General features: G+C 68.6%; 26 protein-coding genes. 6 read left to right on the top strand and 20 right to left on the bottom strand.

The features are described from left to right. From AC07RM_RS24090 to AC07RM_RS24070, 5 genes are all read right to left on the bottom strand, one after another. On the bottom strand, positions 1–672 hold the full coding sequence (locus AC07RM_RS24090; protein ID WP_495336170.1) for an ATPase: 672 nt from the start codon (positions 670–672) through the stop codon (positions 1–3). Continuing rightward, positions 672–1,019: a type II toxin-antitoxin system prevent-host-death family antitoxin gene (locus AC07RM_RS24085; RefSeq protein ID WP_495336169.1), complete on the bottom strand. Its 348-nt coding sequence runs from the start codon at positions 1,017–1,019 to the stop codon at positions 672–674. Before AC07RM_RS24085 ends, AC07RM_RS24090 begins: the two co-directional genes overlap by 1 nt. 90 nt (positions 1,020–1,109) lie before the next feature. Further along, positions 1,110–1,355 carry a hypothetical protein gene (locus AC07RM_RS24080; protein ID WP_208508349.1) on the bottom strand — a complete coding sequence of 82 codons (246 nt, stop codon included), beginning with the start codon at positions 1,353–1,355 and terminating at the stop codon, positions 1,110–1,112. A gap of 6 nt (positions 1,356–1,361) precedes the next feature. After that, positions 1,362–1,697 (bottom strand): hypothetical protein, encoded by a 336-nt coding sequence (locus AC07RM_RS24075; RefSeq protein WP_495336168.1) that lies wholly within the window; start codon positions 1,695–1,697, stop codon positions 1,362–1,364. A 192-nt stretch (positions 1,698–1,889) separates the two neighbouring features. Beyond that, entirely contained in the window at positions 1,890–2,303 is a 414-nt protein-coding gene (locus tag AC07RM_RS24070; RefSeq protein ID WP_431513819.1) for a nuclear transport factor 2 family protein, read from the bottom strand. 157 nt (positions 2,304–2,460) lie between these two features. Between AC07RM_RS24070 and AC07RM_RS24065 the strand changes: the two genes are divergently transcribed. Then, positions 2,461–2,922: a MarR family winged helix-turn-helix transcriptional regulator gene (locus AC07RM_RS24065; RefSeq protein WP_281077207.1), complete on the top strand. Its 462-nt coding sequence runs from the start codon at positions 2,461–2,463 to the stop codon at positions 2,920–2,922. Positions 2,923–2,940: 18 nt separating this feature from the next. On the opposite strand, the gene AC07RM_RS24060 is transcribed toward AC07RM_RS24065, so the two are convergent. Next, positions 2,941–3,573 carry an ATP-dependent DNA ligase gene (locus tag AC07RM_RS24060; protein WP_495336167.1) on the bottom strand — a complete coding sequence of 211 codons (633 nt, stop codon included), beginning with the start codon at positions 3,571–3,573 and terminating at the stop codon, positions 2,941–2,943. A gap of 300 nt (positions 3,574–3,873) precedes the next feature. Here AC07RM_RS24060 and AC07RM_RS24055 point away from each other — a divergent pair, with 300 nt between their 5' ends. Further along, entirely contained in the window at positions 3,874–4,896 is a 1,023-nt protein-coding gene (locus tag AC07RM_RS24055; protein ID WP_495336166.1) for a tyrosine-type recombinase/integrase, read from the top strand. Between the two features lie 9 nt (positions 4,897–4,905). Here AC07RM_RS24055 and AC07RM_RS24050 read toward each other — a convergent pair whose 3' ends face one another. Next, positions 4,906–5,889 (bottom strand): helix-turn-helix domain-containing protein, encoded by a 984-nt coding sequence (locus tag AC07RM_RS24050; protein ID WP_495336165.1) that lies wholly within the window; start codon positions 5,887–5,889, stop codon positions 4,906–4,908. 190 nt (positions 5,890–6,079) lie between these two features. On the opposite strand from AC07RM_RS24050, the gene AC07RM_RS24045 reads away from it, so the two are divergent. The 3 genes from AC07RM_RS24045 to AC07RM_RS24035 all read left to right on the top strand — a co-directional run bounded on the left by AC07RM_RS24045 (position 6,080) and on the right by AC07RM_RS24035 (position 9,291). Next, a complete protein-coding gene (locus AC07RM_RS24045) occupies positions 6,080–7,057 on the top strand; it encodes a Bug family tripartite tricarboxylate transporter substrate binding protein (RefSeq protein WP_495336164.1) in 978 nt (325 codons plus the stop codon). 46 nt (positions 7,058–7,103) lie between these two features. Continuing rightward, entirely contained in the window at positions 7,104–7,670 is a 567-nt protein-coding gene (locus AC07RM_RS24040; RefSeq protein WP_495336163.1) for an NADPH-dependent FMN reductase, read from the top strand. 163 nt (positions 7,671–7,833) lie between these two features. Next, a complete protein-coding gene (locus AC07RM_RS24035; RefSeq protein WP_495336162.1) occupies positions 7,834–9,291 on the top strand; it encodes a catalase in 1,458 nt (485 codons plus the stop codon). Between the two features lie 115 nt (positions 9,292–9,406). Here the strand turns inward: AC07RM_RS24035 and AC07RM_RS24030 are convergent, their stop codons facing one another. From AC07RM_RS24030 to AC07RM_RS24015, 4 genes are all read right to left on the bottom strand, one after another. After that, on the bottom strand, positions 9,407–10,498 hold the full coding sequence (locus tag AC07RM_RS24030) for a hypothetical protein (RefSeq protein ID WP_495336161.1): 1,092 nt from the start codon (positions 10,496–10,498) through the stop codon (positions 9,407–9,409). A gap of 109 nt (positions 10,499–10,607) precedes the next feature. Beyond that, positions 10,608–11,339, bottom strand: coding sequence for an aspartate/glutamate racemase family protein (locus AC07RM_RS24025; RefSeq protein WP_495336160.1), 732 nt, complete (start codon positions 11,337–11,339; stop codon positions 10,608–10,610). Between the two features lie 14 nt (positions 11,340–11,353). Further along, entirely contained in the window at positions 11,354–12,259 is a 906-nt protein-coding gene (locus AC07RM_RS24020; RefSeq protein ID WP_495336159.1) for an amino acid ABC transporter substrate-binding protein, read from the bottom strand. Between the two features lie 21 nt (positions 12,260–12,280). Then, entirely contained in the window at positions 12,281–13,069 is a 789-nt protein-coding gene (locus AC07RM_RS24015; protein WP_490876567.1) for an aldolase, read from the bottom strand. Between the two features lie 155 nt (positions 13,070–13,224). Here AC07RM_RS24015 and AC07RM_RS24010 point away from each other — a divergent pair, with 155 nt between their 5' ends. Beyond that, the gene (locus AC07RM_RS24010; protein WP_495336158.1) at positions 13,225–14,130 is read left to right on the top strand and encodes a LysR family transcriptional regulator; all 906 of its coding nucleotides are present in this window, start codon (positions 13,225–13,227) and stop codon (positions 14,128–14,130) included. Positions 14,131–14,142: 12 nt separating this feature from the next. Here AC07RM_RS24010 and AC07RM_RS24005 read toward each other — a convergent pair whose 3' ends face one another. From AC07RM_RS24005 to AC07RM_RS23965, 9 genes are all read right to left on the bottom strand, one after another. Continuing rightward, positions 14,143–15,225, bottom strand: coding sequence for a M14 family metallopeptidase (locus tag AC07RM_RS24005; protein ID WP_495336157.1), 1,083 nt, complete (start codon positions 15,223–15,225; stop codon positions 14,143–14,145). Positions 15,226–15,239: 14 nt separating this feature from the next. Then, positions 15,240–16,223 carry a tripartite tricarboxylate transporter substrate-binding protein gene (locus tag AC07RM_RS24000; RefSeq protein ID WP_495336156.1) on the bottom strand — a complete coding sequence of 328 codons (984 nt, stop codon included), beginning with the start codon at positions 16,221–16,223 and terminating at the stop codon, positions 15,240–15,242. A 109-nt stretch (positions 16,224–16,332) separates the two neighbouring features. After that, positions 16,333–17,352, bottom strand: coding sequence for a pyridoxal-phosphate dependent enzyme (locus AC07RM_RS23995; protein WP_495336155.1), 1,020 nt, complete (start codon positions 17,350–17,352; stop codon positions 16,333–16,335). Positions 17,353–17,356: 4 nt separating this feature from the next. Beyond that, the gene (locus AC07RM_RS23990; RefSeq protein WP_495336154.1) at positions 17,357–17,749 is read right to left on the bottom strand and encodes a RidA family protein; all 393 of its coding nucleotides are present in this window, start codon (positions 17,747–17,749) and stop codon (positions 17,357–17,359) included. Between the two features lie 91 nt (positions 17,750–17,840). After that, the gene (locus AC07RM_RS23985) at positions 17,841–18,455 is read right to left on the bottom strand and encodes an SCO family protein (protein WP_495336153.1); all 615 of its coding nucleotides are present in this window, start codon (positions 18,453–18,455) and stop codon (positions 17,841–17,843) included. Further along, positions 18,452–19,999: a PepSY domain-containing protein gene (locus AC07RM_RS23980; protein ID WP_495336152.1), complete on the bottom strand. Its 1,548-nt coding sequence runs from the start codon at positions 19,997–19,999 to the stop codon at positions 18,452–18,454. The genes AC07RM_RS23985 and AC07RM_RS23980 overlap by 4 nt, the downstream gene beginning before the upstream one ends. A gap of 13 nt (positions 20,000–20,012) precedes the next feature. Continuing rightward, positions 20,013–22,199, bottom strand: coding sequence for a TonB-dependent receptor (locus AC07RM_RS23975; RefSeq protein WP_495336221.1), 2,187 nt, complete (start codon positions 22,197–22,199; stop codon positions 20,013–20,015). Positions 22,200–22,354: 155 nt separating this feature from the next. Beyond that, positions 22,355–22,717, bottom strand: a complete 363-nt coding sequence (locus AC07RM_RS23970; RefSeq protein WP_495336151.1) for a DUF2946 family protein — start codon at positions 22,715–22,717, stop codon at positions 22,355–22,357. A gap of 60 nt (positions 22,718–22,777) precedes the next feature. Further along, positions 22,778–23,443 (bottom strand): GntR family transcriptional regulator, encoded by a 666-nt coding sequence (locus AC07RM_RS23965; RefSeq protein WP_495336150.1) that lies wholly within the window; start codon positions 23,441–23,443, stop codon positions 22,778–22,780. Positions 23,444–23,505: the final 62 nt, after the last annotated feature.

Raw genomic sequence — 23,505 nt, 5'->3', positions numbered from 1 at the left:
TCAGGCCGTGCTGTCCGGCGACCGAGCCTGCTCGATCGCCGCCTGCACGATGGCCCGCGCCCACGCGGGCGTGGCGGCCAGCGCCGCCGTGTCCTCGGATGCCGGGTGCGTGACCCGGCCACCGAAGACTTCGAGCACCAGCAGGGGATCGTCGATCTCCTCGCCCGGCGCGGCCTCGGCGCTGTTGTCGAACACCTGCAGCCGCGCGAGATGCGGCAGCAGCCGGATCAGGTTGGCGCGCGAGGCCGTCCAGCGCTCGCGGATCTTCGCTTCGGGGATGTCGTGGCCGCCGCGCAGCACGCGGGCGCGCACGCGGCGCAGATGCAGTTCGGGCGAGGCCAGGCCGCAGAAGATCATCGAGACGTCGTGGCTGTGCGCGGCGCGCGCCAGCAGGTCGGGGATGGTGCGGGCGCCCAGCGTGGTCTCGAAGGCGAAGTTGCGGCCGCTCTCGACGGCGGCCGCTAGCCGCGCACGGCCGTGTTCCCAGGCGCGGCCGTTCGCATCGGCGATGTCGATGCCGAGCGCGGCCACCAGCTCGCGCGCGAAGCGGTCGGGGTTGTACCAGTCGAGGCCGTGCTCGGCCAGCATCGCGCCGCCGACCGAGCTCTTGCCGGCGCCATTGACGCCGGCCAGCACGAAGATGAACGGCCGCCGTGCCGCGGCGGTGCCCATCAGAAGCTTTCGCCGGCCCTCGGACGCCGGCGCTGCTTGCCGCGCGCTTCGAACAGGCCGTCGAGCTTGTCAGCGCTGTCCTCTTGCTGCAGCACCGCCAGCCGCGCATCGAAGCGCGCGCCGAGCTCCTCGAGCACATGGGCTTCGCGCGAGCGCAGGGCCTGCAGGTCGGTGGTCAGCTGTTCGTAGGTGGCTGCGTCGAGCAGCACCATTTCGACATTGGCGTGGTTGGTGATCGCCACGCTGCCCGACTGGCGCACCTGGCGCACGACCTCGCCCCAGCGGTTCTTGACCTGCGAGGCGTTCTGACGCGGCAGTTGATCGAGCGGGGGCCAGATGGCAGCCATGGACTTCTCCGAGGGAGGAATCTGGCCATTCTAGCCCTATTGGCTATTTTTGACTGATGGGGCTGTTTTTCGCTCCGATTCGGCTGCCGATCAGTTCTGCGACGACGCCTCCTTGGTCTTGCCGAGACCGCGCAGGTTCATGGCCGCCAGGCACACCTGGAGCGCGATCAGCGCCCAGGCGCTGGAATACACGCCCCAGATGCCCCACAGCACATTGCTCGCGAGGAATACCCAGAACCCCGTGTTGCGCCTGCCCTTCGCATTCGATGCCACCAGCCAGGCGGCGCCGACCGAGGCGACGAAGGCGGGCCATTGCAGCCAGGAGATCCAGTCCATGGGTTATCAGCCGGCGTTCGGCGGCGGCTGGCCCGTAATGGCCGAGCGGCTCTCGATCCACGCCAGGCATTGCTCGCGCAACAGGTCGATCGATGCCAGCGCATTGCGTTGCGGTTCGAAGATCGGCAGCTCGCAATGCCGTTCGCCCTGGCGATGGATCTGCGCGGTGCCCGAGAAGGTGGCGCGCGCGGGCACCGGCGCGAGGCTGTAGTGGAATTCCCATCCCTGGTGCTGCTCGGAATGCGAGAGCGTGTCGCGCCCGATGCAGCTCGATGCGAGCGTCTTCGGCTGCTTCCGGAGAAAGAACGGATGGAGGGACGGTGGCAGAGGCATCGAGGACATGTCGCGTGACGCAGAAGCAGGCGTGGCTGGAATCGGGTCCCGGTGTCACCCGGGTCTGCCGACGAGCGTAGTCAGCGGCCTTCGCCGCGCCTGTCGGAAGAGATGCCGACACGCGCAAGACGGCTGCTCACCGACCGATCGATGCGACTCGCTAAAGCCGGGACTGGTTCCGCTGCGAATGCCTCTTCCTGTTCAGCGACCGGCCTCGGGCTCGCGCAGGTTCCACATCTCGAACACCTGCTCGCGCGCGATCCGTCCGTCGCGCATCTCGAAGTGGTGAACGAGGCGCAGCGCCACGCGCGAGCCGATGGCCACCGGCGCGTTGACCATGCCCGGTCCGACGAGACGCAGGTGGACGAGCATGTCGTCGACCACGCGGTGCTCGGTGGCGAAGCGGTCGAGCGGCGTGATCTCCACCTCCGCCATCGACGGCCACATCGCGAGGTAGTTGGCACGCACGGCATCGCGGCCGACGAAGCGCAGGCCGCGGCCCGGGACCTCGAGCACGATGTCGTCGGTGTAGAGGTCGAGGATGGAGTCGACATCGCGGGCCTCCCCCTGGATATGGCGGTCCACCACCGCCAGGTTGTGTTCGATCGTTTGCAAGCCAAAGCTCCTGATGCAGGTGACGCCTCTGCCGGGGCGCCGTTGAAAGACAGAATGTCTGCCAATTATTGACAAAGGCCCTGTCTTTTCCATCGGCCATTGGCCATAGGCGGGATCGCAGATGGACAGGTGGACTGTCGTTCGAGATACTCGCGCGATGCCACAGGAAAAGCCCTTCACCGACACCCACCAGACCCTGGGTGCCTTGCTGCGCATGCCCTACGAGCGCATGTCCGGATGGCTCTATGCGGAGCTCCGGGAAAGCGGCTTCGACGACATCCGGCCCGCCTTCAGCGCGGTGTTGCGCAACCTGGGGCCCGGCAGTTCGCGCGTGAGCGAGCTCGCGGCGCGCGCCGGCATGACCAAGCAGAGCATGAGCTACCTCGTCGAGCAGATGCAGGGCTGCGGCCTCGTCACGGTCACGCCCGACGCGCAGGACCGCCGGGCCAACACGGTGCAGCTCACCGCGCGCGGCGAGAAGGCGGTGCTGACCGGGATCGTGCTGTCGAAGAGCTACGAGGAGCGGCTGGCCGGACTGCTCGGCGAACGCAAGATCGCACAGCTGCGCTCGATCCTCGAGGAACTGGCCGCCAAGCTCGAGACGACCGACACCCGCTGAAGGCGCCGAGGCATCGGCTCAGGTCGCAATGCGCTCGTGCGGACCCTGTGCGTTCAGTGCCACCCAATCGGCCGAGCGGATGCCAGGCTTGTAGATGCTGGCTCCCCGCTTGGCCATCAGTCCCGCGAAGTCCGCCTGGGCCCTGCCCTGCTGCAGCAATGCGACGGCCTCCGAACGTTCGTAGTGGTGCACTGGTATCACGTTGAGCAAGGGCGTTCCGAGCAGACGCGCGAGTCTTTGCTTGCGTTGCGACAAGGGCTCGTTGGTGAAATCGGTGCCCTGCACCATCAGCAGGTCGAAGACGAAATAGAACACCGGCCTGGCGCCGCGATACCACCCGCGCCGCTTGGCACGTTCGCTGAGCCCCTCGCGGTCGCAGCGGCCTCTGTCGTCGAGCACACAGGCCACGCCATCGAGGATGCAGGGCCCTTCCTTCAACTGGGCCAGGCTCTCCACCACCTCGGGAAACCACCCCGTGGCATCCGAGCCGTCACGCGTCTGCAATTGCACCTTGCCCGATCGCGTGGGCGTGCGGGTCTGCGCCAGCAGGCGGCAACCGCTCAATCGCTGCTCGTAGATCCAGCCCGACTCGCTCAGATCGATGGTGCGCGAGTCGGCCAGCATGGGTGAGAGGGCATTCAGGCTCAGCATGCGCTGGAACTTGCAGCGTCCCCACGAGATGGCCTGTCGGAGGGCATCTCGGCGGCCTCGGGCGATTCTTGAAAACGGCTGCCCGACAAGTTGCCAACGGAAAACGGTAGTGCGATGGGTCGGGTTGCCACAGGTCGGCTAGTGGGAGTCGAAAAGATGTCTCTTTCAGGCCTCTATCAGCAGCAGGATCATGGTCCTGTAAATACACTAACGGCCTACTCTTGATACGACTCTGATTTAAGCCTCCGCCGAAACAAACACCGTTCCTCAACCACAAACCCAGGCCGTTAGCGTATTTTCATGGTCACGCCTTCCCTCTTCGATACCGACCCCATCGGCAGCCCGCATGAAACGGCTTTCCAGGAATGGCTCGCGGCCCGCAGCGCCGCCGGCACCCTGCGAGAGGCCTCGTCGATGGCCGTCTACCGCGACATGTGGAACGGCTTCACCTCGTGGTGCCTGAGCCAGTCGCCGAAGGTGACGCTGGAGTCCCTGTCACCCGCCGACCTCGACGCCTTCAAGGCCGCGCGCTACGGCATCAAGAGCAGCGACCTATCGCTCTCGCCGCGCCATGCGTTGCGGCTGGTGCGCTTGATCGACCACGTGCTGCGGCATCGCTGCGCCATGCACGACCTGCCCCCGAGCACGGCGGCCGCCGACTGGCTGCTGGCCCATCCCGAGATCCGCTATGCCGAAGCGGCCAGTGCCGACCCGCCGCCCGAGTTCCTGTCGGCGTCCGAGGCCAAGCACCTGATCCTCTTTCTCTCGAGTGCCCGCCCGCGCCCCGGTGCCTCGTCGGAAGGTCGCGGCCAGCCGCTGACCTGGCAGCAGTTGCGCAATCACGCGGCCGTCGGCTTGCAGCTCGGTGCCGGCCTCGCGCCAGGCGATGTGCGCGCGCTGGCCATCGATGCCCCCACCACCGCAGGGGGCCGCGTGGCCGATCGCCCCTGGAAGATCGCCGTGCCCGGCAACGGCAACCTGCCGCCGCGCGAAACGCCGATCGCGCCCTGGGCCGCCGAGCTGCTCAAGCACTGGCTGCAGGTCCGCGCCGAACTGGGCATCCCGGGCGAGCAGCTCTTTCCCTCGACGCGCACGGGCAAGCCCTGGGGCAAGGAATCGCACTACCGCTGCGCCCGCGAGCTGCTCACGCAGGCCGGGCTCGACAGCACCGAGGGTGGCTCGTTCCGGCTGCGCCATACCTTCGCGCTGCGCCAGCTTCGCCGCGGCACGTCGGTGGAGCAGGTCGCGCGCTGGCTCGGCCTCGAGGTCGAGGCGATGAACAAGTACACGCGGGTGCTGATCGCCCCGGCCGACGTGGTCTGAGCCGTCGCGTCAGTGCCCGCGGTGACCCGAGCGCGCGGCCTGCCGAGCCGCCTGCGGGCTCAGCCCGAAGTGGCGCTTGAAGGCGGTGCTGAAGTTCGCGGCATGGCCATAACCCACGTCGAGCGCGATCTCGGTCACGCTCTGGTGCCCCTGTTCCAGCAGAACCCGAGCGCGTGCCAGCCGCGCCTTGGCCACGTACTCGAACAGCGAACTGCCATATGCTTGCCGAAAGCCGCGCGCGAGGCGACTCTCGCTGAGCCCGAAACGGCGCGCCAGGCCACGCACATCGAAGACCTCGCCGAGGTGCGTGTCGATGTGCTCCTTGAGCGGCGCCAGCCGCTCGCGCGCCGCGGCCGTGGCGCCATCGACGGGCGCATCGCCAAAGCCGCGCGTCAGAAAGCCATGCAGCAACTCGAAAGCCTTGGCCTCGGCATAGATCCCTCTGAAGCGGTCGCCCGATCCGTCGTCGAGCAGCGCATCGGCGATCTCGTGCTGCGCGGTGCTCAGCGGAAAGCGCAGCAGCTCGAAGCGATCGGGCCGCGCCTGCATGAAAGCGCCGAAAGGCCCATCCAGCGGCAGCTCGAGCAGGCCCAGTTCCTCCGACAGGAAATCGCGCGAACAGCACAGCGTGACCGAGCGCTCGCGCACCTCGCTCGCGAAGAACTCCTCCTTGGCCGCGCCGGGCGGCTGCAGCAGGGTGCTCACGCTCATCGCGCTCACCGTCTGCGCGCCCGTGCTGCCGGGCTGGCCGACCCGGCTTTCGCCCTCGAGCCGGAAATGCAGCTTGATGAAGTCGCCGCTGCGGTAGACCTCGCGGCTTTCTTCCAGGTGCGTGACATGGCCCAGCGACAGATAAAAGCCGGGCCGGAAACACAGGAACTCGCGCCGGCCGCGCGCCGCGCCGGTCGGCGTCACCGTCAGTCCCTGGGTGCGGCCCCAGCGGCGGGTCGACGCGAGGCGATAGGCGGAAGGCAGGCTGAACGGCGTGTCCATCGCTTGGGTCCGTGGGCGGGTTCGAAGAGGCGCCGAGGATACTCCCGCGCCCGAGTTTTCCTGCAGGCGGAACAAAGCTTTCCGCCGGGGGCGCTTCATTGCGCTCGATGGAACACCTAGATTCGCTGGCACTGCGCGCACCCCGCGCTTCAACCAGCCGGCACCCAAGTCCGGCCCACCGGAGACCACCATGCCGACCGCGATCCGCCCCTTCTTCCAACGCGCCGCCTGGACGCTGGCCCTCGGCCTCGCCGCCGCCGCCAGCGCTCTAGCCCAGGACAAGTACCCAAGCAAGCCGATCCGCGTGGTGGTGCCGTTCCCCGCCGGCACCGCGCCCGACGTGATGGCGCGCTACTGGGGCGACCGCATCTCCAAGCAGCTGCAGCAACCCGTGGTGATCGACAACCGCGCCGGCGCCTCCACCATCGTCGGCACGCAGGCCGTCACCACCGCGCCCGCCGACGGCTACACCTTGCTCTATACCGCGAGCGGCACGCTCACCATCAACCCCTTCGTCTACAAGAAGCTGCCCTACCAGCCGCAGGACCTGGTGCCGGTGACGCGCATGCTGTCGATCCCGCTGGTGGTCTCGGTGCCGGTGCAGTCCCCCTACAAGACGCTCGCCGACCTCATCAAGGACGCAAAGGCCCGGCCCGGCGAGGTCAGCTATGCCTCGTACGGCGTGGGCACGGTGCCGCACATGTCGATGGCCTACTTCGCCAACAGCGCCGGCCTCGCGCTCAACCACGTGCCCTACCGCGACGGCGGCCTGACCGACGTGCTCGGCGGCCGCGTCAGCACCGCGTTTTCGCCGATCGCCGACGTGCTGCCCTACATCAAGGCCGGCAAGGTGCGGCCGCTGGCCGTGTCGAGCACGCACCGGCTCGAGTCGCTGCCGCAGGTGCCGACCGTGGCCGAGGCCTTCCCGGGTTTCGAGGGCGACTCGTGGCATGGGGTCTTCGCGGTCAAGGGCACGCCGCAGCCCATCGTCGACCTGCTCGCCAGCCTGTCGCGCCGCATCGCCGAGTCCGACGAGTACCGGCGCTACCTCGGCGAGTTCGGGCTGATTCCCGTCGGCGGTTCTCCGGCAGACTTCACCCAGCTGGTCGGCACCGAGTCGAAGCGCTGGGTCAAGGTCGTCAAGGACAACAACATCTCGCTCGAGTGAGCCCGCTCGCCACTTTCTCGTTCCCATTGCCCCCGAAGGATTCCGAATGACAACCCGCGACATCGTCGCCCTCTGCGGCAGCCTGCGCGCCGCCTCCGTGAACCGCCACGTGGTCCAGCTCGCGCGCGAGGTCCTGCCCGAGGGCGCCTCCCTCACCCTGCTCGAATGGCGCGAGGTGCCCGTGTTCGATGCCGACGACTACGCGCGCGGCCTGCCGGCACTGGTCGCCGCGCTGCGCGAGCGCATCCGCGCCGCCGATGGCGTGCTGATCGCCACGCCCGAGTACAACTTCAGCATTCCCGGCGGGCTCAAGAACCTCATCGACTGGCTCAGCCGCGGCGAGGACCAGCCCTTCAACGCCAAGCCGGTGGCGATCGTCAGCGCCGCGCCGGGCCCGCTGGGCGGCGCGCGCGTGCAGTACGACCTGCGCAAGGTCATGCTGTTCCTCAACGCCATGCCGCTGGTCAAGCCCGAGGTCTTCATCGGCCACGCGCCCACCAAGTTCGACGCCGAGAGCGGGCGCTGCACCGACGAGACCACGCGCAAGTTCGTGACTGACCAGATGGCGGCCTTCGTGCGCTGGATCGACGCGGTCGAACGGATGCGCGGCTAGGGCCGGCGATGGCGCGCGGAGGGGCGGGCCGATTGCCTACTCCATTCCGCGCCGCGCCGCATCATTCCATCGTATCCCCCGTCCCCCCACGGAGGTCGTTTGGAAAGGTCATCGGATGCTCGTAGAGTGGACCCGCTTTCAACCCACGACGAGAGGACGCCCCATGAGCAACCCATCCGATCCCCAGAACAAGACACCCCTGACCACCGCCTTCGGCGCGCCCGTGGTCGACAACCAGAACAGCCTCACGGCCGGCCCGCGCGGCCCGCTGCTGATGCAGGACGTCTGGCTGATCGAGAAGCTCGCCAACCTCAACCGCGAGATCATTCCCGAGCGCCGCATGCACGCCAAGGGCTCCGGCGCCTTCGGCACCTTCACCGTCACGCACGACATCACGAAGTACACCCGCGCCAAGCTCTTCGGCGCCGTCGGCAAGAAGACCGAGATGTTCGCGCGCTTCACCACCGTTGCCGGCGAACGCGGTGCGGCCGATGCCGAGCGCGACATCCGCGGCTTCGCGCTGAAGTTCTACACCGAGGAAGGCAACTGGGACCTGGTGGGCAACAACACGCCCGTGTTCTTCCTGCGCGACCCGCGCAAGTTCCCCGACCTCAACAAGGCGGTGAAGCGCGATCCCAAGACCAACATGCGCAGCGCCACCAACAACTGGGACTTCTGGACCTCGCTGCCCGAGGCGCTGCACCAGGTCACCATCGTGATGAGCGACCGCGGCATCCCCTCGAGCTACCGCCACATGCACGGCTTCGGCTCGCACACCTACAGCTTCGTCAACGCGGCCAACGAGCGCTTCTGGGTCAAGTTCCACTTCAAGACGCAGCAGGGCATCCAGAACCTCACCGACGCCGAGGCCGCCGCGCTCGTCGGCGGCGACCGCGAGAGCCACCAGCGCGACCTGTTCGATTCGATCGGCCGCGGCGACTTCCCCAAGTGGACCCTCTACGTGCAGGTCATGCCCGAGGCCGATGCGGAGAAGGTGCCCTACCACCCCTTCGACCTCACCAAGGTCTGGCCCAAGAAGGACTACCCGCTGATCGAGGTCGGCGTGATGGAGCTCAACCGCAACCCCGAGAACTTCTTCGCCGACGTCGAGCAAAGCGCCTTCGCGCCCAACAACCTGGTGCCCGGCATCAGCGTGTCGCCCGACAAGATGCTGCAGGCGCGCCTGTTCGCGTACTCCGACGCGCAGCGCTACCGCCTCGGCGTCAACCACCACCAGATCCCCGTGAACGCCGCGCGCTGCCCGGTGCACAGCAACCACCGCGACGGCACCATGCGCGTGGACGGCAACTACGGCGGCACCCTGCACTACGAGCCCAACAGCTTCGGCCAATGGCAGGAACAGCCCGACTACCGCGAGCCGCCGCTCAAGCTGCGCGGCGACGCCGACTTCTGGAATTTCCGCGAGGACGACGCCGACTACTACAAGCAGCCCGGCGACCTGTTCCGCCTGATGAAGCCCGAGCAGCAGCAGGTGCTGTTCGACAACACGGCACGCGCGATGGGCGATGCGCCGGAGTTCATCAAGCGGCGGCACATCGACAACTGCAGCAAGGCCGATCCGGCGTATGGGGCGGGGGTGGCGAAGGCGCTGGGGCTCTGAGCCAGCCCACGAGAGACGCGGTCAACGACAGGGGTTCGCCGCCCCTGTCGGCTTTATGCCGAGGGGTGTCGATCGGTGAGCAGAGAATTTCTGCGCCGATCAAAACCACCGCCGGTCAGTTGCACAAGAGGCCGCTGCAATCGTAGGCGGTCATGAACACCCGGAAACTCTTCCCGTTCTCAGCAAAATCGGTCACCCATCGAGCGCCTGCCGCACCCTGGCGATTCAATACCGCCAGATATTCGTCCCTGGCCTGCTGGGTGCCCAGGCCAACCAGCGTATTGAGCGCGATCTCGTAGTGGAATGTCGTCTTTTGTGATGCGTCCCGCACGAAAAGCGTCGCGTATTTGGCGCCCGCGGAAGTGAACGTCGAAGTATTGAGCACGAACTTGTAGCCTTTCTGGCCTTGATCGTTCAACTGGCCCACGAACTCGCTGAACACCAGAGAGCGCGTCGGCTGCGACTCGAAGGTGCATCGCGCCGATGTCGGCAACTCCCTCGATAGAACTGTCTTCCCATCGAAGCTCAAGTCCAGCTTGCAATAGCCTTGCTGCCCCAGTACGTTCAGTGGCGCCACTGCTTCGGGATCGACCTTGCCAGTCAGATCGTCGACTTCGACGTACTCGTACTTCTTCGGAGCATCCAGCGATTTGCTGAAAATCGCTTGAAGCCCCACCTTGGTGGGATCCACCCAGACCGCAGTCGGAATAAAGCCTTCGGCACCCTGCGCCTTGAGGCCTGCGGCGGACCTGGAATCGGTCGCCGATACCATGCGATGCTCGTACTTCGTGGCATCGCCCCTCTTTTCGTAGACCGCCTTCACGACCGTCTGCCCGCCCTCCTCGGCACCCGTGGTCGAGAAAAAGAGACGGCCCGCCATCGTCGGGCTGCTCAATTCGGCCAGGAACGCCTCGCGGTTCTCGTAGGTCGCGCTTCCGACCTTGTATGAATAGGGCGTCGTCCGCTTGGGAGAACCCGGATCGGGATCCGTACCGGGCGTGGGGCCTGAAGGCCCCGTGGGTTCCGATGTTCCCGACGGTACTTCGGGATTCGGCGTGGATGTCGGGTCCGAAGACGCGGGCGTGGTCGAAGGGGCCGCGCCCACCAAGGGAAAACCACCGCCACCACTACCTCCGCCCCCACCACACGCCGTCAGCAAGACCGCCAGTCCAACGACGATCGGCGAAAAACGCAACCCTCTTTCCATCGGAAACCTCTCCCTCTTGATTTGAGCGCGCGGATGCTACATCAGAGGATGGACGGTTCCCGATTTCCGGATTGCCACTCCTCCTTATGGAGGAGCACCATGGCCAAACTCAGCCCACTGCATAGGCCCGCCCCGCCAACGCCCTCGCCAACACCTCCGCCGGATCCACCAACCGCGCCCCCGCATGCCCCGGCACACCATGCAGCGCCAGCGGTATCTCCGTACAAGCCAGCAGCAGGCTGTCGCACCCATGCCGCTCGACCATCCGCCGCGCCACCTCGGCAAACAGCCGCGTCGCGAGCCCGAGGTCCCCGGCCTTCACGCCATCGCGGATGCCGCGCATGACCTGCTCTCTCTCCGGCTCCGTCGGCAGATGGCAGGCGATGCCGCGCTCCGCCAACGCCGCCTGATAGAAGCCCAGGCTGTAGGTGCCCTGGGTCGCGAGCAGGCACACCGCTTCGATGCGCTGGGCCGCGAGGTACTTCGCGGTCTCTTCGACGATGTGCAGCAGCTCCACGCCGGGATGCGAGCGCTGCAGCTTCGCGTGCCACGCATGTGCGGTGTTGCAAGCGATCGCGATACTCGCGACGCCGTGGCTGCGCAGGCCCTCGATGCCGCTCGTCATTCCTTCGAAGGGCGAAGGGCCGTCCTCGAGCAGCGCCAGGGTGCGATCGGGCACCGGCAGCTGCGCGAGCCAGTGTTCGGGAAAGGCCTGATCGGACACGGGACTGCCGCTGGCCCGCAGCCGTGCCTCGCAGGCGCCGACGAAGAGCCGCAGGAAATCCGCGCCGGCCGCGGGCCCCATGCCACCCAAGATGCCGACCTTGCGAGTGCCAGGCACACCGGACTCCTTGCTCAATAGTCCGCCGGATTCGACGAATCCGTCGGCCTCGCGATCACCTTGGCCAGCGCATCGCTCATCGGAAAGTGCAGGTTCACGCCGCGCGGCGGAATCGGCGACTGGAACCACTTGTCGTAGAGCGCCTTGATCTCGCCGCTGGTGAACAACCGCGCGATGGCCTTGTCGGCCACGGCCTTGAACTCGGGCTCGCCGCGCGGCAGCATGACCGCATAGGGGTCGCGGCTCAGGGTGTCGGTGCTCAGGCTGAAATCGGCCGGATTGAGCGAGAACGAGATCTGCCCGACCAGGTTGATGTCGTCCTCGAAGAAGGCATCGGCGCGGCCCGAGGTGAAGGTCAGCATGCTGTCCGAGAAATCCTTCGCCTGGATCAGGTTGAGGTTCAGGCCTTCCTTGCGGTCGATGCCGCGCAGGCGCATCACGGTGTTCGATCCCGTGGTCGCCACGACGGTCCTGCCCTTGAGGTCCTGCAGCGTGGCGAGCTTGTCGGCCTTGCGCGAAACGAACTTGGTGCCGACCACGAAGTAGGTGGTGCTGAAGCTCACCAACGCCTGCCGCTCGGGGTTGTTGACGGTCGTTCCGCACTCGAGGTCGATGATGCCGTTCTGGATCAGCGGGATGCGGTTCTGCGAGGTCACGGCCTGGCGCTTCACCACGAGGTCCGGGCTGCCGATGGCGGTCTTGATGTCATCGACGATTCTTTGGCAGATGTCCTGCGCATAGCCGATGGGCTGGCCGTTGCCGCCGAGGTAGGAGAACGGGATCGAGGACTCGCGGTAGGCCACGGTGATGGTGTTGCGCTCCTTGATGGCCTTGAGGCGGCCGGTCAGTTCGGCGGCGTTGGCGCCCAGGCAGGCGAATGCGATGGCAGCGACGGCGAGATGCGGAAGACGGGATTTCATGAGAGGTTCGAGGAGTGGCATTCAGAGCAGGTAATCGGGGTCGGTCTTGAGCAGGCGCCGCTTGATGCTCGCCAGGTGCTGGACCGCGCTTTCGTTGCCGCCGCTGCGCATCTGCGCATAGGTGGCCGCGGCCAGTTCCGGCGGCACGGGACTGAGCTTGCGGCCCGTGGACTCGGCCAGCACCTGCACCTCGCAGGCGCGCTCCAGGTAGTACAGGTCGTTCCACGCTTCCGCGATGGTCGCGCCGACCACCATCACGCCGTGGTTGCGCATGAACACCACGTCGGCATCGCCGATCGCCGCCGCGATGCGGTCGCCTTCCCTCGCATCGAGCGCAAGGCCGTTGAAGTCGTCGACCGCCGTGCGGCCGTAGAACTTCAGCGCGGTCTGGCCGGCCCATTGCAGCGGCTGACCTTCGACCAGCGCGAGGCTGGTCGCATACGGCATGTGCGTGTGGAACGCGACGCGGGCGCGCGGCAAGCTCCTGTGCACCCGCGCATGGATGAAATACGCGGTGATCTCGGGTGGCCGGTCGCCCTTGAGCACACGGCCGTCGAAGTCGCAGATGATCAGGTCGGAAGCGCGGATCTCGTCGAAGGCCAACCCGAAGGGATTGACGATGAAGCAATCGTCGAAGCCCGGCACCACCGCCGAGAAGTGATTGCAGATGCCCTCTTCCATGCCGAGCCTCGCAGCCATGCGAAAGCAGGCAGCGAGGTCGACGCAGGCCTGCCGCACCTCGGGCGTGTCGAACAGGCCTGGATCGATCTCGTGTCGCGCGGTGTGGTCCACCGCCAATGAATGCGCCATAGGTTCCCGATGCCAGTTGTTGCCATCGACTTCCGGCGTGCGCCATGATCGGCGCGCCCCGTCTGTCTTCCATGCATCGAAGTCTCCGATCCGGGGCCCGGGAGCGTCAAATCAGAATTTGACGCAACGCGATAAGGTCTTCTAATGGCCCCCCTATGAAACTCAAGCACATCGAGGTCTTCAACGCGATCATGCTGTCGGGCAGCGTGAGTGCCGCGGCGCGCATCCTCAACGTCACGCAGCCCGCGGTGACGCAGACGCTCAAGCATGCGGAGCAGCAGCTCGGCTATGCGCTGTTCGTGCGCGACAAGGGCGGCATGAAGCCGACGCCCGAGGCGCGGCAGCTGCATCTGCGGGCGCAGAAGATCTTCGAGCAGGTCGACGAACTGCGGCGCCTCGCGCAGTCGCTGCGGCCCGATCACCTGGCGCAGTTCCGCATCGCGATCGTGCCCTCGCTGTCCACCACCTGCCTGTCGCGCGCGCTCGCGTCGTTCAAGGCCCGCCATCCATGCAGCGCGGTCTCGATCAAGATCCTTCATTCCGACGAGATCGCGCGCTCGGTGGCGCTGCGCGAATGCGACCTGGGCATCGCCTATGGCGAGATCGACGCGCCACCGATCGATGCCGAGGTGGTGGGCACGGGCCACCTGGTGTGGGTCGAGCGCCGCGAAGCCGGCGCGAGGAAGCGCGCCGACACCGCGGACATGCCGATCGCCGAGATCGCGGCACGCGACTTCATCGGCATCGACAAGGACGACCTCGTCGGCAAGGCCCTGCTGGGCCTGCTGTCGGAGAGCGCGGTGTTCGCGGGCACGCGGCTCTCGGCGCAGACCTACCAGTCGGCACTGCTGCTCACGCTCGACGGCTTCGGCCCCTGCGTGATCGACTCCTTCACCGCAGGCTTCTCGCGCGGCGAATCGCTGTCGATCCGCGGCGTCTCGCCGCGCATCCCGGTGACGGTGTCGGCGCTGTCGGTCGCCGAAGGCCGCAGGCGTGCCGACTTCGACGACCTGCTGCAGGCCTTCCGCACTTCGCTGGCGCAGGTCGACGACGATGCGTAGGGCTGAGCGGCCTCAGGTCCCGCCCAACCAGCGCAACGCGTTCGCGATCACCTGCCGCGACTGGTCGACCAGGCTGCGCTGCCACGCGGGCTCGCCCGGATAGAAGAAGCGCAGCAGCTCGCGCCGCGTGTCAGACAGTTGCGTGCGGCCGATGCCCGTCGCCCATTCGCGCTGATCGCGCACCAGCAGGTCGAGCATGCGCTGCGGCCGCGCGGTGCCGAACTCGAGCACGGCCGCCGTCACGCGCGCCTGCGGCAGCGCGCGCTCGTAGCCCGGCGTGCTGTGGCCCGTGACCGGCGCGAAGTCCTCGGGCGCGCCGCTCTCGTGCACCGCCACCACCCATTCGCCGAACACCTCGCGCATGCGCGCCAGCGCCTCGCCCTGCTGCAGCGCGACCAGCGAGCCATAGCCGTAGGGGCCGAGCCCCGTGTGGTAGTCGACCAGGCAGACCTCGCGCGCCGAGGCGCCATGGCGGCGCAGCACGGCCTCGATGGTCAGGCGCGACCAGGTGGGTGCCTGGCCGCCGAAGCCCATGCCCTGCGCGAAGGCGTACTGCCCGGCCATCAGCGCGTTGTAGAGCGCCTCGCTGCCATGGCTGCGCGCGAAGTCCGCGAGCAGCGCATCGCCCGCGGCCACGGCCGAGGCATCGCCGGGATCGAGCGCGATCGCCGCATGCAGCGGCTCGTACTTGTGCGAGGGCGGCGCCTGCGCATGGTCGATGAAGTTGCGGCAGAGATCGACGTTGTCCTCGGTGTAGCGCCGCAGCCAGGAAGCACCCCAGGGATTGATCGCATGCACCAGCACCACCGCGGTGTCGGGCGGCAGGTCGTCGGCCGACTGCGTCAGCAGCCAGTCGATCTGGCAGCCCGAGCCCGCGAACAGCTCCACGCCATGCACGCCCGAGGTCAGCACCAGCACGCGCTGCGCGTCGGCCGGGCCGATGCGCACCACGTCGGTGGCGAGTGCCTCGCCCTGCGCGCCCGCGAGCGGATGGCCATGCACCTCGGGTGCAAGGCCACGCAGCGCGCAGGCGGCCAGGAACTTGCGGCGCGCCGTCGCGTAGTCGGCGCTGAACAGCGTGTCGGTCGGGATCATCGGCGCTCCATTCGTCAATCGATCTGGAAGCCGGATTCCCGGATGATCGGCTGCCACAGCGCGAGTTCGTTGCGCACCGCCTCGCGCAGCTGCTGCGGATTGCCGGCCGCGGGATCGAAGCCCACGTTGGCCAGGCCCGCGGTGGTGGATGGCAACGCCGCGATCTCGGCCACGGCCGCGCTCACACGATCGACCAGTGCCTGCGAGGTGCCGGGTGGCGCGAACAGCCCGACCCAGCTCGAGCTGCCGAGCGCGGTGAAGCCGAGTTCGCCGAAGGTCGGCACCTCGGGCACGCTGGCCGCGCGGCGCGGGCCGGTCACGGCCAGCATGCGGATCTTGCCGGCGCGGTGCGCGCCCAGGAAACCGCCGAGCGCATCGACGGCGGCCGGGATCTGGTTGCCCATCAGGTCGGCCAGCAGCGGCGCGCCGCCCTTGTAGGGCACGGGCAGCAGCTCGATGCCCTCCTTCTTGCCAACCACGTAGCCCACGAAGTGCGGCGAGCTGCCCGCGGCGGGCACCCCGAAGCTGCGCGCCTCCTGCTTCGCACGCGCCAGCGCGAGGTACTCCTGCAGCGTCTTCGCGGGCTGCGCCGCGCTGACTGCTAGCGCCACCTCGAAGGTCGCGAGCCGCGCCACCGGCGCGAAGTCCTTCACCGGGTCGTACTTCACCGAGCGCGAGGTCAGCGGCAGCGTCGAGAACATGTGGCTGTTGCCCAGCAGCAGCGCGCTGCCATCGGGCGGCAGTGCACGGAACTGCTCGGCCGCGATCTGGCCGCCCGCGCCGGGACGGTTGTCCACCACCACGGTGGCGCCCAGGCGCTTCTGCAGCTCCTCGGCATACAGGCGCGCCACCGCGTCGGCCGTGCCGCCCGCGGGATAGCCGACCACCAGACGGATGGTGCGGCCGGCCGTGGCGGACGACTGCGCCGCGGCCAGCGGCGGCAGGGCAGCGGCGATGACGCCGGCGGGCAGCAGGGGCAGGAAGGCGCGACGCTTCATCGGGACATCTCCGAAAGACAAGGGACGGACGGCAACGAGCGGCTGGCGGGCGCGACGCGCGCCCACCGGCCACGGAACATCGAAAGGAACGAAGAGGAGAAGCCGGCGCTCAGGCCTCGAGCAACTGCTCGCCGCGCGCGAGCTGGCGCGCGTAGGTCTCGGCATCGAGGTTCGCGCCGCAGACGATCAGCCCGGTGCGCTGCCCGCGCAGTTCCTCGCGCAGGGGCCCGAGCAGCGCGGCCAGCGCCGTTGCGCCCGCCGGTTCCACCGCCAGCTTGGCATCGCGGAACATCACGGCCATCGCGCGGCAGATCTCGTCGTCGCTCACGGTCACGATGCGCTCCATGTAGCGCCGGCACAGCCCGTAGGCCATCGGCGTGGTCATCGGCGGCGCCAGGCTGTCGGCGATGGTCGAGAGCTTCTCCATGCGCTGCGGCGAGCCGGCCTCGAAGCTGCGCCGCATCACGTCGGCGCCCTCGGGCTCGATGCCGATCACGCGGCAGCCGGGCATCAGCTTGCGAATGGCCGTGGCCACGCCGCTGCCGAGACCGCCGCCGCCCACGGCCACCAGCACCGTATCCAGGCCCGGCACCTGTTCGGCGAACTCGAGCCCCACGGTGGCGGTGCCCAGCGAGGTGCCCTCGCCCTCGAAGGGATGGATGAAGGTGCGGCCCTCGTCGCGCACCAGCGCCTCGGCCATCGCGAAGCCGGTGGCGCCGTCGGGCGCGATCAGCAGTTCGGCACCGTAGGCGCGCGCCATCGCCACGCGCGCCGGATTGGCCGAGGCCTGCACCACGATCTTCGCGGAAACGCCGGCCTCGCGCGCCGCGAAGGCCGCGGCCACCGCGTGGTTGCCGGCGCTCATCGCGGTGATGCCGCGCGCCTTCTGCTCGCTCGACAGTCGGCGCGCCACGTTGAGCGCGCCGCGCGCCTTGAAGGTGCCGGTGCGCTGGAACAGCTCGAGCTTCATGTGCACGTCGGCGCGGCCGAGCAGGCGCTCGACCGTGGGTCCGTGCAGCGGCGCGACCGGCGTGCGCAGCAGCGCCTGCGCATTGGCGCGCGCGGTCTCGCGGATGGCCTCGAGGTCGAGGTCGGGCAGTTCGGAAGCGGCTGGGGATGCGGTGGTCATGGCGTCAGGCTCCAGGTGCGCGGCGTGCATGCGCGATGGCTTCGATCTCGACCAGCGCGCCCGGCACCATCAGGTCGGCGCGCACCGTCGAACGCGCGGGCGCGGGGCCCGCGGCGGGATCGAAGCATTCGGCATAGCTGCGATTGAATTCGGCGAAGTCCTCCACGCGCGACAGCCACACGGTGGTCTTCGCGACATCGGCGAGCCCCAGGCCCTCGGCCGCGAGGATCTCGCCGATGCGACCGAGGCAGCGTCGCGTCTGCTCGCCGACCGTGTCGCCCTCGATGCGCCACTGGGCGTCGAAGGCCATCTGGCCGCTGACGAAGACGAGCTCGCCCTCGCGGCGCGAGGGGGAGAAGAACGGTGGGGCCACGGCGGGCGTCGGGTCGGTCTGCATGCGGGGCAGTCTATAGACGGCCGCGCGGCGCGTCCTTTGCGCGACGGGCGAAAACTTATGCGCGAGCGACGCCGCGCATGGGGACTTTCCCTCAGCCCGCCGCCAGCAGCGCGCGCACGTCCGCGGTGAATTCGCTCGCGCTCTGCGCATAGCGCATCACCACGCGCATGCGGCCCTTGCGGTCGATCAGGTAGGTGAAGGCCGAATGGTCCATGGTGTACGAAGTGCGCGTGGGGACCTTCTCGTAGAACACCTTGAACTCCTTCGCGGTCGCCTCGGTCTGCGCGAGGTCGCCGCGCAGGCCCAGGAAGCTCGGGTCGAAGGCGGCCGTGTAGGCGCGCATCACCTCGGGCGTGTCGCGCTCCGGATCGACGGTGACGAAGATCACCTGCAGGTCGTCGCCGGCCGCGCCCAACTGCTGCTTGACCTCCGCCGCGCGCGTCAGCGCGGTCGGGCAGATGTCGGGACACTGGGTGAAGCCGAAGAAGATCATCACCACCTTGCCCTTGAAGTCGGCCAGCGTGCGGCGCTTGCCGTCGGGATCGCTCAGCGCGAAGTCGCGGCCGTAGTTGGCGCCCGTGATGTCGGTGCCGGTGAAGCTTGGCTTCGGCTCGGATTCGCCGCAGGCGGCCAGCGCGGCCCACAGGGGCAGCGTGGCGGTGCCCAGCAGCAGGCGGCGGCGGGTCGTCGATAGTACGCGGGTCATGGATGTTCCTTCGAGGGAGTGAATGGGGGAATGCGCCGGGCCGCCGGCTTCGGTGTCAGCTTGCGGCCCAGCCGGCGCCAGCCGATCACCACGCCCGTGAGGCTCAGCGCCGCGCCGCCGAGGCTCAGCAGCACCATCGCCAGGTCCCACAGGGGACGGCGTTCGAGCAGCGGGCGCCAGTCCCAGCTGTGCAGCATCGCGAACAGCCAGCGGCTGGCGCGGCGATGGCTGTCGCTGCGGTTCAGCAGCGCACCGGTGCGCGGATCGACATGGGCCCAGGTGCCGGCCTCGTCCGCGAACACCACGCGCCAGATGGGCAGCGGCTTGTCGCCGCCGCCGGTCATGGTGTGCGGCTCGCGCGTGTAGTAGTGGCTGTCGTAGGCGGTCAGCACCTCGATGCGCGCGACCGGCGCGTTCGAGAGCTTCGCGACCGCGGCCTTCAACATGTCGACGTCCAGCGCCGTGGGCGCGGCGCTCGCGGCATCGAGCACGGTGGGCCGCAACGCGGTACCGCGCGCGAGCACGAGGTCGCGCCCCGCGGCGCGCGTCCAGCGCAGCTCGCGCACCGTGCCGCCCGCCGCCGCGATCAGCGCCTGGGGCGAGGCGGCGCCGGCCGGCGGCGCGAGCGGCCCGCCATTCATCGCCTCGGTGCGCAGCGCGGGCGCGCCGCTGTCGAACACGCGCCAGGGGTTCATCGACATCAGCCCGCTGAAGATCCAGGTCAGCGTGACGGCCGCGAACAACAGGCCCGTGATGTGATGCCAGCGCATCATGAAGCCGCGGTACGGCGAGCGCGAGCCGCTGCGGTAGCGGCTCGCGAAGCGCCAGCGCAGGATGCCGACGGCCGTGCCCATGAGCGTGACCGTGATGCCCAGGATCGAGAGCCAGTTGACGATGTCGGCCCAGTACGGATCGAGCGCGCCGCCGCGCAAGGGATACAGCCAGTGGATCCACGCGCCCGCGTAGTTCCACAGCCGCTCGGCGCGCGGCGCATCGCGCACCACCTCGCCGGTGCGGCCCGAGACATAGAGCCGCGTGTGCGCGGCATCGACCAGCGCCACCTGGTGCAGCGGGCGGTGCGCGTCGAGCGCGCGCGAATGAGTGAACGCGTCCTCGTCGAGCGTGCCCTCGTACACCAGGCCCACACCCGGCCCCGCGAAGGCCGCGGCGCTGGCCATCGCGAGTTCGCGGTCGACATGGCGCAACGGCGTACCGGTGGCCGCGTCGATCACGGTGCCGCCCTTGCCGCCATTGCCACCCGCCGGCTGCGCGAGGTACACGGCACGGCCGCCACTGGCCGCGGCCAGGCGCAGCTCCTTGAGCGGCCCCGCGATGCCCGCCGCATCGAGTGCCTCGCGCGGCCCGAGCAGCGCGGCATCGGCCGCGAGCGGCGGCAGGTGCAGCAGCCGCTCCGACTCGGTGAGCTTGGGATAGCCCACGTACATCATCACCACGCCCGAGACGAACCACATCGCGAAGAAGGCGCACACCACGATGCCGAGCCAGCGGTGCAGCAGGAACAGCCAGCGCTTGAAATGGGCCATGGGATCGCCCTCCTCAGAACGCGACGTGCAGGCTGAGGTCGCCGGCGCGCGGCGCGCCCAGGTAGGCGAAGGTGCTGCCGAGGTTGGCCGCGTAGATGCGGTCGGTGGCATTGCGCACGCGGCCCACCAGCGTGAGCGAGCGGTTGATCTTCCACGACAGGCCCAGGTCGACCAGCGTGTACGACGGCCAGCGCGCGCTGTTGGCCGCGTCGGCGTAGGTCTTGCCCACGTGGCGCAGGCCCACGCTGGCCTGCAGCGCGGGCGTGATCGCGTACGACACCCAGAGGTTGGCCACCACGGCCGGCGTGTTGGTCGGCGTGCGGCCCGCGAGCGACACGCCGTTCTGCACGAAGTTGTCGTACTTCGCATCGACGTAGCTCAGGTTGCCTTGCAGCGACCACTGCGGCGTGGGCTGCAGGCCCACCGCGATTTCCACGCCCTTCGACGACTGCTCGCCCACGAGCACGGTCAGCGCGCTGTTGTTCGGGTCCTGCGTGGCGATGTTCTTGCGCGAGAGGCGGTAGGCCGCCACGGTCGCCGTGCCCTTGCCCTGCCAGAAGTCGAGCTTGGCGCCGACCTCGGCCTGCCGGCCGGTCGTGAGTTCGCTGTTGTTCATCACGTCGGCGAACGAGGCGGTCGACAGCACGCCCGAGGGCGGATCGGCCGCGGTCGCGTACTGCGCATAGAGGTTCGCGCCGGGCGCGAAGTCCCACACCAGGCCGACGCGTCCCGTGGTCGGGTTGTAGTTGCGCTGGTAGCTGGCCGGCGCGCTGGCGCTGATGGCGCGCCGGTTGGTCAGCGCGAGCTCGATGCGATCGTGGCGCAGCGCGCTCACGAGGTGCAGCGAGGGCGCGAGCGCCGTGCGGTTCTCGATCGACAGCGCGGTGGTCGTCACCTTGTTGTCGCGGTCGGGGTTGAAGCCCGGCCGCATGCCCGGCACCGCGAAGAAGGGCTCGGTGGCGAAGAGGTACGGATTCACCGTGCTCACGGTGGCCGGCAGGCTGTTCGGAAAGCGCGTCTGCTTGTTGACGCTGAAGTCCAGCCCGAAGGACCAGTCGCTGCGCAGGCCCGCGAGCTGCCCCTTGTAGAGGCCCTCGATGCGGTCGCCCACCACCTGCTGGTCATGGCGCTGCAGCAGGGCCGCCGAGCGGATCACGGCCGTGTTGCTCGCATTGAAGCGGTAGCTCTCGACGTTGCGGTAGTCGCGCAGCGCGTCGTAGGCATAGAAGGTGTTCTTCAGCTGCAGCGCATCGGACACGCGCCAGTCCGCGATGGAGCGCAGCCATTGCACGCGCTGCGCATAGATGCCGTCGGCGCTGTTGTAGTTCTTGAAGCGCGTGGCCGGGTCCACGCGCAGGCTGCCCACCACGGGATTGAGCAGCGGCGTGCCCCAGTACGGGCGGTCCACCCACTCGTCCTGGTATTCGTAGGCCAGCGTGTGCGTGACGCCACCGCCGAAGTCCGACAGCAGCGAGGCCGCGAGCTGCGTGGCGCGCGTGCGCGTGCCGTCGGTCCAGCCGTCGGCGTCCTTGCGGTTGAGGTCGATGCGCGCGTAGTGGCTGCCCGCGCCGCCATCGCCCGCGATGCGGCGGTTGAGCCCGATCGAGGCCTCCTTGAGCTGCTGCGTGCCCAGGCGCAGCCGGGCCTCGGTGAAGTCGCCGCGCTCGGCGATCTTGCTGATGTAGTTGATCGAGCCGCCGACCGCGCCCGCGCCGAACAGGAAGCTCGAGGGCCCGCCGATGACCTCGACGCGGTCGTAGATCCAGCTGTCGACCGGCCGCGCGGCGATCGAGTACTGCACGTTGATGCCGTTGAACATCTGGCTCAGCGAGCCGGCACCGAAGCCGCGGTAGCTCACACCGATGTTGCCGGGCGCGTTGTGCGCCGTGATGCCGGGCACCGCGCGCAGGATCTCCTGCGTGTCCTGCGCGCCGCGCGCCTCGATGGTGGCGCGGTCGACCACGCTGACCGAGGCCGGCGTCTCGCGCGGCGTCAGGCCCAGGCGGCTGCCGGTCTCTGAAGGCGTGTCGAGGTTGAGGCGCCCGTTGGGCGCGGGCGCGGGTGGCGGATAGACCTCGATCGCTTGCAGCGTGGTCTGGACCTGGGCCTGCGCGAAGGGCGCGGCAAAGGCGCCGAGCGCGAAGCAGGACAGCGCACGCGCGCGCAGGCGCTCGGCACCACGGCCGTGGGGAGTGGCAATGAAAGGCACGGGATCTCTCTTCTCGCAGCGCGTGGCTGCGCTGACGGCGCAGCGGCCCGTGGCCGCGCATGCCGTCGACGAACGATGGGCGTCGCGCGCGGACCGGTGCGCCCGCGAGGCGGCGCCAGGGTCCGTCGTGCGACGGATTCAGCGGTTCAGGCGAAGAGGAAGGAAGGAGGCCCGCGCGCCGGCAGCGGCGCGGCGGTGGCCGCGGCGATGCGCGCGGCGGGGATCGAACGCAGGGCGTAGGACAGCGGTGCAGGCATCGGCACCTCGACCTGCGCGATCGCTGGCGGCAGGCCGCCGATCACGCACAACGGGCAGTCCATGCCCATGCTGCCCATCGGCACCGCGCCATCCTCGGTCTGCACGACCATCGTGACGTGGCCCGAGGCCGAGCACACGATGTCGATCTGCTGAGGCTTGACGATCGGCGATGCGACCGCGACGGACAGGGACAGCACGAACCACGCCAGCACGAGGCGATGCAGGGTCGGGAGTTTTCGAAGGACGTGCACGGGCGCCATTATCGCGACGAATCATGGATCGCGAAGCAACAGCCCGTGCTTCTTCTGTGGCTAGTCGATGGCAACGCTCGTCTTCTGCTGCTCGATGATCTCCACGATCAGCTTGCCGGTATGGATGACGTGCTCCGTCACCATCGCCTTCGCGCCCTGCGCATCGCCGGCCAGGCACAGGCGCAGCAGCTTCTTGTGCTCGGCCTCGGAGCGATCGACGTTCGTCTTCGACTTCCACGGCAGGTAGAGATAGCGCCCGAGGTTGAGCCGCGCGGACTCGACCGACTGCAACAGCAGCGGCCGGTCGGCCTTGGCATAGAGGCTCGCGTGGAATTCATGGTTGAGGCGGAACACCTCCTCGACCTGCCTGGCCTTGCCGAGCTCTTCCAGCAGCCCGGTGGCACGCGCGATGTCGGCACGCGAGAGATGCGGCACGGCCAGCTCGATGAGCCGCCCTTCGAGCAGCCAGCGCAGTTCGATCAGCTCGACCGCCTCGCGCGCGCTCAGGAAGGCCACCGAGGTGCCCTTGTTGAGCCGGGCCGTGGCCAGCCCCGCGGCGACGAGCCGAGAGAGCGCCTCGCGCACCGGCACATGGCTGACGCCGAAGCGCGCGGCGAGGTGGTCCTGCTTCAGCGGCGCGCCGGGTTCGAGCACGGCCGTCGCTATCTCGGAGCGGAGCGTCTCGTAGACCGATCCCGCGGCCACTTGCGAGCTGCTTTCCTTCATGTTGCGCCTTTTCTCAAAGTATATATACTTTCTTCACTTTATATATAATCATGCGCCAGGCC

This window comes from Variovorax sp. GW821-FHT09B05 (assembly GCF_059418265.1).
Note: the sequence above shows the minus strand (reverse complement) of the source record. Positions and strands in the feature narration are given on the sequence as shown.